Annotated in this window: 5 protein-coding genes and 1 pseudogene; 5 read left to right on the forward strand and 1 reads right to left on the reverse strand. The window is 74.3% G+C overall.

Annotated elements, in window-relative coordinates; translation table 11 throughout:
• Positions 1-106: 106 nt before the first annotated feature.
• Positions 107-607, reverse strand: coding sequence for a transcriptional regulator BldD (bldD, locus tag AC5LUJ_RS04415; protein ID WP_013874517.1), 501 nt, complete (start codon positions 605-607; stop codon positions 107-109).
• Positions 608-917: 310 nt separating this feature from the next.
• On the opposite strand from bldD, the gene pyrR reads away from it, so the two are divergent.
• The 5 genes and pseudogenes from pyrR to AC5LUJ_RS04440 all read left to right on the forward strand — a co-directional run.
• Positions 918-1,586 carry a bifunctional pyr operon transcriptional regulator/uracil phosphoribosyltransferase PyrR gene (pyrR, locus tag AC5LUJ_RS04420; protein WP_445548487.1) on the forward strand — a complete coding sequence of 223 codons (669 nt, stop codon included), beginning with the start codon at positions 918-920 and terminating at the stop codon, positions 1,584-1,586.
• Positions 1,587-1,701: 115 nt separating this feature from the next.
• On the forward strand, positions 1,702-2,625 hold the full coding sequence (locus AC5LUJ_RS04425) for an aspartate carbamoyltransferase catalytic subunit (RefSeq protein WP_250284815.1): 924 nt from the start codon (positions 1,702-1,704) through the stop codon (positions 2,623-2,625).
• On the forward strand, positions 2,622-4,085 hold the full coding sequence (locus AC5LUJ_RS04430; RefSeq protein WP_250284817.1) for a dihydroorotase: 1,464 nt from the start codon (positions 2,622-2,624) through the stop codon (positions 4,083-4,085). The genes AC5LUJ_RS04425 and AC5LUJ_RS04430 overlap by 4 nt, the downstream gene beginning before the upstream one ends.
• A 146-nt stretch (positions 4,086-4,231) precedes the next feature.
• Positions 4,232-4,585, forward strand: a pseudogene (locus AC5LUJ_RS04435) (PH-like domain-containing protein); the annotation flags it as partial.
• Positions 4,586-5,470: 885 nt separating this feature from the next.
• The coding region (locus tag AC5LUJ_RS04440) for a carbamoyl phosphate synthase small subunit (RefSeq protein ID WP_493464509.1) at positions 5,471-6,146 on the forward strand (676 nt) is incomplete at its 3' end.

Consider the following 6,146-nt stretch of genomic DNA (forward strand, 5'->3'; position numbering starts at 1 on the left):
CGTGGTCCGCCGATGGCCCCGCCAGGCCCACGTTCACGTCCCGCGGCGACGTGAAAGGCGCGCCCGCGCCGCCTGTGTCAGGCAGGGCCCGGTCAGCGGTGGCCGGTCAGGCCGATTCGCTGATTCCGGCTTCCTGGCCCTGTTCCGGGCTCAGGACGCCCCATGAGACGAGCTGCTCGGTGAGCTTGCTCGGCGAGGTGTCGTAGATGACGGCCAGGGAACGCAGGTCCTCGTACCGGATGGACAGTACGCGGCCGTTGTAGTCCCCACGCTGGCTCTGGATGGTCGCCGCATAGCGGGCGAGTGGGCCGCCGTGTTCCTTCGGAACCTGGGAAAGCCGTTCCAGGTCGAGGACGATGCGCGGAGACTGCTCGAGCGGAGCCACGGTGGAACCCTCGGGGAGGAGCTCTCCCACGGGGACACCGTAGAACTCGGCCAGTTCGGACAGGCGCTGCACCGTAACAGCGCGATCTCCGCGTTCGTAGGAGCCCACGACGACAGCCTTCCAGCGCCCGTGCGACTTCTCCTCGACGCCATGAAGCGAGAGCCCCTGCTGGGTGCGTATTGCTCGCAGCCGAGCACCGAGCGCCTTCGCATAGTCGGACATCGGAGTGCCCACTCCCGTCGTGGTCGATCAGTTGGAACCGGGGCTCTTGCCGCCGGTGGTTACCGATAGTAGTCCTGGGTCGGTTGTCGCTCACCACCAGGGGGGTCGTGTCGACACTTTCTTTGTACCACTTTCTGTAGCCCGTCGATTGCACTAGGCGTTACGAGTAAAGAATTTCTGTGTCACGGACCGTTCGTGTGCAGGCAGTTCATGTTAGGTAACGTGCAGTGACAATGCGTGCTGCCTGATACCGTCATCCGGACCGCTCCTTTAAGGACCGTCCCGTGAGGCGGGGAAGGAGGGCCTGGATATGACCACGCCCGCCCCAGGTAGGCCCACTCCAGGTAGGCCCGGGCCAGGCACCCCGGGGCCAGGCGCCCCCGGCCAGGCCGGGTCCGCGCCCGGCCCGCGGGCAGGCGCTCCCGACAGCCCCGGCACGGCCCACACGGTGCTCTCCGGCGCGGACATCGGCCGGGTGCTCACCCGGATGGCCCACCAGATCCTGGAGAAGACCGCCGGTGGGAACGGCGTCGTGCTCCTCGGTATACCCACCCGCGGTGTCCCGCTGGCCCGCCGGCTCGCCGACCGGGTCCGGGCGGTCGAAGGCGTCGAGCTCGGCGTGGGCTCGCTCGATCCGACCATGCACCGTGACGACCTCCAGCTGCGCGCCGTCCGCCCGCTGGCGGTGACCGACCTGCCGGACGGTGGGATCGACGGCCGCACCGTGATCCTGGTGGACGACGTGTTGTTCTCCGGCCGGACGGTGCGGGCGGCGCTCGACGCGCTGGCGCAGTTCGGCCGGCCCCGGGTGGTGCAGCTCGCGGTGCTGGTGGACCGCGGGCACCGGGAGCTGCCGATCCGGGCCGACTACGTCGGCAAGAACATGCCGACGTCCAGGCAGGAGGCCGTCGCGGTCCGCCTCACCGAGACCGACGGCCGGGACGCCGTGATGATCCTGTCGGAAGGAGCGGGCCGATGAGTCCGGGGGGTGCGCCGGCGCGCCCGGCGTGCCGGCACGGCCGGGCCGTCGCACCGCCGCCCGCCGCGGCTGTGAACGGGCCGGCTGTGAGCCGGCCGGGGACGGCGGGGCAGGCATGATGCGCCACCTGCTGTCCACCCAGGATCTCGGCCGGGACGACGCCCTGCTGGTGCTGGACACCGCCGAGTACATGGCCACCGTCGCCGGCCGGTCGGTGAAGAAGCTGCCGACCCTGCGCGGCCGTACCGTGGTCAACCTCTTCTTCGAGGACTCGACCCGGACCCGGACGTCCTTCGAGCTCGCCGCCAAGCGGCTGTCCGCGGATGTGATCAATTTCTCGGTCCGGGGGTCGAGCGTCTCCAAGGGCGAGAGCCTCAAGGACACCGCCCAGACCCTGGAGGCGATGGGGGCCGACGCCGTGGTCTGCCGGCATCCCGCCAGCGGCGCGCCGCACCGGCTGGCCGCCTGGGTGCGCGGCAGCGTGCTCAACGCCGGGGACGGCATCCACGAGCATCCGACCCAGGCGCTGCTGGACGCGTTCACCATCCGCCGCCGGCTCGGCCGGGTCGAGGGCCTGTCCGTCACGATCGTCGGTGACGTCCTGCACTCCCGGGTGGCCCGCTCCAACGTGTGGCTGCTGTCCACGCTGGGCGCGTCCGTGACGGTGGTCGCCCCGCCCACCCTCGTCCCGGTCGGGGTGGAGCAGTGGCCGGTGGCGGTCTCCTACGATCTGGACGCGGTCCTGCCCACCAGCGACGTGGTGATGATGCTGCGGGTGCAGCGGGAGCGGATGACCGCGGCGTTCTTCCCCACCGAGCGGGAGTACAGCCGCCGGTACGGTCTGGACGCCGACCGGCTCGCGGCGATGCCGCCGTCCGCGCTGGTCATGCACCCGGGGCCGATGGTGCGCGGCATGGAGATCGCCTCGGATGTGGCCGACTCGACCCGCTCGACCGTGGTCGAACAGGTCGCCAACGGCGTAAGCGTGCGGATGGCGGTTCTGTATCTGCTTCTCGGCGGTACCAGGGAGGTGCCATGACGCGGCGCGGCGACACCGCCGGCGGGCCCGCGCACGAGGCCGGGCGCTGGCATCTGCGCGGGGTGCGGCCGCTCGGCGGCGACCCGGTGGACCTGCTGCTCGACGGCGGGATCATCGCCGAGGCCGGTCGCGACCTGTCCGCCGTGGGCGCGACGGTCCTGGACGCCGACGGCCTGGTCGCCCTGCCCGGGCTGGTGGACCTGCACACCCACCTGCGCGAACCGGGCCGGGAGGACGCCGAGACCGTCGCCTCGGGCACCCGGGCGGCGGCACTGGGCGGTTTCACCACCGTGTTCGCGATGGCCAACACCGAGCCTGTCGCGGACACCGCCGGCGTCGTCGAGCAGGTCTGGCGGCTCGGGCGGGACGCCGGGCACTGCGACGTGCGCCCGGTGGGCGCGGTGACCGAGGGGCTGCGCGGCACCCGGCTCGCCGAGCTCGGCGCGATGGCGTCCTCGGCGGCGGCCGTGCGGGTGTTCTCCGACGACGGCAACTGCGTGTCCGACGCGGTGCTCATGCGCCGGGCGCTGGAGTACGTCAAGGCGTTCGACGGGGTGATCGCCCAGCACGCCCAGGAGCCCCGGCTGACCGAGGACGCGCAGATGAACGAGGGGGCTGTCTCCGCGCGGCTCGGCCTGCCCGGCTGGCCGGCCGCCGCCGAGGAGGCGATCATCGCGCGGGACGCGCTGCTCGCCGGCCACGTGGGCTCCCGGCTGCACGTCTGCCACGTCTCCACCGCCGGCTCGGTGGAGCTGCTGCGGTGGGCGAAGTCCAAGGGCTGGCGGGTCACCGCCGAGGTCACCCCGCACCACCTGCTGCTCACCGACGACCTGGTCACCTCCTTCGACCCGGTCTACAAGGTCAACCCGCCGCTGCGGACCGCCGCGGACGTGGCGGCGCTGCGCGCCGGGCTCGCCGACGGCACGATCGACTGCATCGCCACCGACCACGCCCCGCACGCCCCGCAGGACAAGGAGACCGAGTGGATGGCCGCCCGCCCGGGCATGGTCGGCCTGGAGACCGCCCTGTCGATCGCCATCATGACCATGCTGGAGACGGGCCTGCTGGACTGGGCCGGCCTCGCCGACCGGATGTCGGTCGCCCCCGGGCGGATCGGCGGTCTGCCCGGCGGCCTCACCGGCGGTCGGGCCAATGCTCTGGCTGGTGGCCAGGCTGGCGGGCAGGCTGGCGGGCATCACCACCCGCCCGTGGCCGGCTCGCGGCCGTCCCGGGCGGCCGCCCACGACGTGCACCCGGCCGGCGCCGGGGCGCTGTCGCTGTCGGCGGGAGCCGTGGCGAACCTGGTCCTCGTCGATCCGGTGGCCCGGTGGACGGTCGACGCCGGCGCGCTGGCCAGCCGTGGCCGCAACACTCCCTACGCTGGCCGCAAGCTGCCTGGACGGGTCCAGGCCACGTTCTTGCGGGGGCGTCCAACCGTGCTCGACGGGAAGATCGCATGACCGACCATCTCACCTTCGCCGCCGCGTTCGCGGCGCTGCCCGGCGGCCTTCCCCTGGCGGAGCCCGCGCGCGGCCCGGACCGGCTGGGCCTGCACCTGCTGTTCGCCTTCGGCTGCATCCTGCTGTTCATCGCCGCGGTGGACGCCATGCGCCGCAGCTGGCGCCACCGCGCGCGCCGCCAGGAGGAGGACCTGCCCGACCTGCCGGCGGTCCCCGAGACCATCGGTGAGGTGGTGGCCGCGCCGATCAAGGGCCTGTACCTGGGCACGGTGGACGCCGGCCACTGGCTCGACCGGGTCACCGCCCGCGGGCTGGGGGGACGGGCCGACGCGTACGTCTCCGTCCACGACCGCGGCATCCGGGTGGACCGGGCCGGTAACGAGCCGTTCTGGATCCCGCGGGAGGCCGTGCGCGGCGCCCGTCTCGAGCGGGCGCACGCCGGCAAGGTCGCCGGCGTCGGGCGCATCATCGTCATCGCCTGGTCGCTGGGCTCACACGAGCTGGAGACGGGCCTGCGCGGGGACGACCGGGCCCGCCAGCCCAAGGTGGTCCGCGCTGTGCACAGCCTGATCGGCCCGGGGCCGGCGCCCACCGACGGCGAGATCACCAGGCCCCATCCGGTCGGCCGGGCGGTCTCCCGGCTGCGCCCGCGGGCGCTGGGCGCCGCGGGGCCGGGGCAACGCTCCACCCCCGCCCGGCCCACGGGCGGGAGCGGGCCGGGCGGCACGCCAGCGGACAGCGGGCCGGGCGGGCCGGTGGTGACGGGCGCGGCGACGGTACCGGGCCTGCCCCGCCCACAGGGCGTTTCGCCCACGGGGCCGCAGGGCGTTCCGCCCGCAGGGGCACAGGGCGCTGCGCCCACGGGGCCGCGCGGTGGCCCGTCCACGACGGGGCGGGGCGGTTCGCCCATAACGGTGGTCACCCACCCGCCGTCGTCCACCGCGGCGCGTGCACCGCTGCCGCCCGGGCCCGGGCCGGACGGGCCGGGCGGGCCGGGCTATCCACCGGCCGGCGGGCCTGCCCCGGCAGGTGGTCCCGGTGAGCCGGGCGGGCCCGGTGGGCCCGGCGGGCGGCGGCGCCCGCCGGATGGGACCGGGCACACCGCGCGGGCCGATGGTCAGGCCAGCGGTGTCGATCCACTGACGTCCCCGCTGGGGGAGGTCGTCCGCAAGATGAAGGACACCTGGGTGAGTGCCCCGGCGGGCCCGCGGGGCGGCGGCCCGCCGGGGCGGGCCGGGGACGCGTCGCAACGGATTGGGGACGTGGTGAGCGTAGGCGGGGACAGCTCCGGCGGTCGGGCGTCGGTGGCGGGTGGCCTGCCCGGCCATCTGTACGGGCCGGCGCGCTCCACCGCGCCGCGCGCCGGCGGCTCGGACGTCCGGCTGATGTTGGAGGACGGGCGCGACTTCGTCGGTGAGGCGTTCGGCGTGCGGGGGGAGGCCTTCGGCGAGGTCGTCTTCGCCACCGGTATGACCGGCTACCAGGAGACCCTCACCGACCCGTCCTACCACCGGCAGATCGTGGTCATGACCGCGCCGCACATCGGCAACACCGGGGTCAACGACGACGACAACGAGTCGGAGCGGATTCACGTCGCAGGCTTCGTGGTGCGCGACCCGAGCCGGATCGCCTCGAGCTGGCGGGCGCGGCGCACCCTCGACGACGAGCTGGCGGACGCCGGGGTGGTGGGCGTCAGCGGCATCGACACCCGGGCCCTCACCCGCCACCTGCGGGAGCGCGGGGCGATGCGGTGCGGCATCGGCCCGGCCACGGAGGATCCCGGCGAGCTGCTCCAACGGGTGCGGATGAGCCCGAGCATGGTCGGCGCCGACCTGGCGCCGCAGGTGAGCACCCGCGCGCCCTACGTCGTGCGGGCGGCCACCGACGCCCCCTACTTCCGGGTGGCCGCGCTCGATCTGGGCATGAAGCGGGCGACCCCGAACGCGCTGAGCGCCCTCGGCTGCGAGGTGCACGTCCTGCCGGCGCGCAGCGGCGCCGACGCGCTGCTGGAGCTGTCCCCGGACGGGGTGTTCCTGTCCAACGGCCCGGGCGACCCGGCGG

The organism is Protofrankia sp. CiP1_Cm_nod3 (assembly GCF_982290655.1).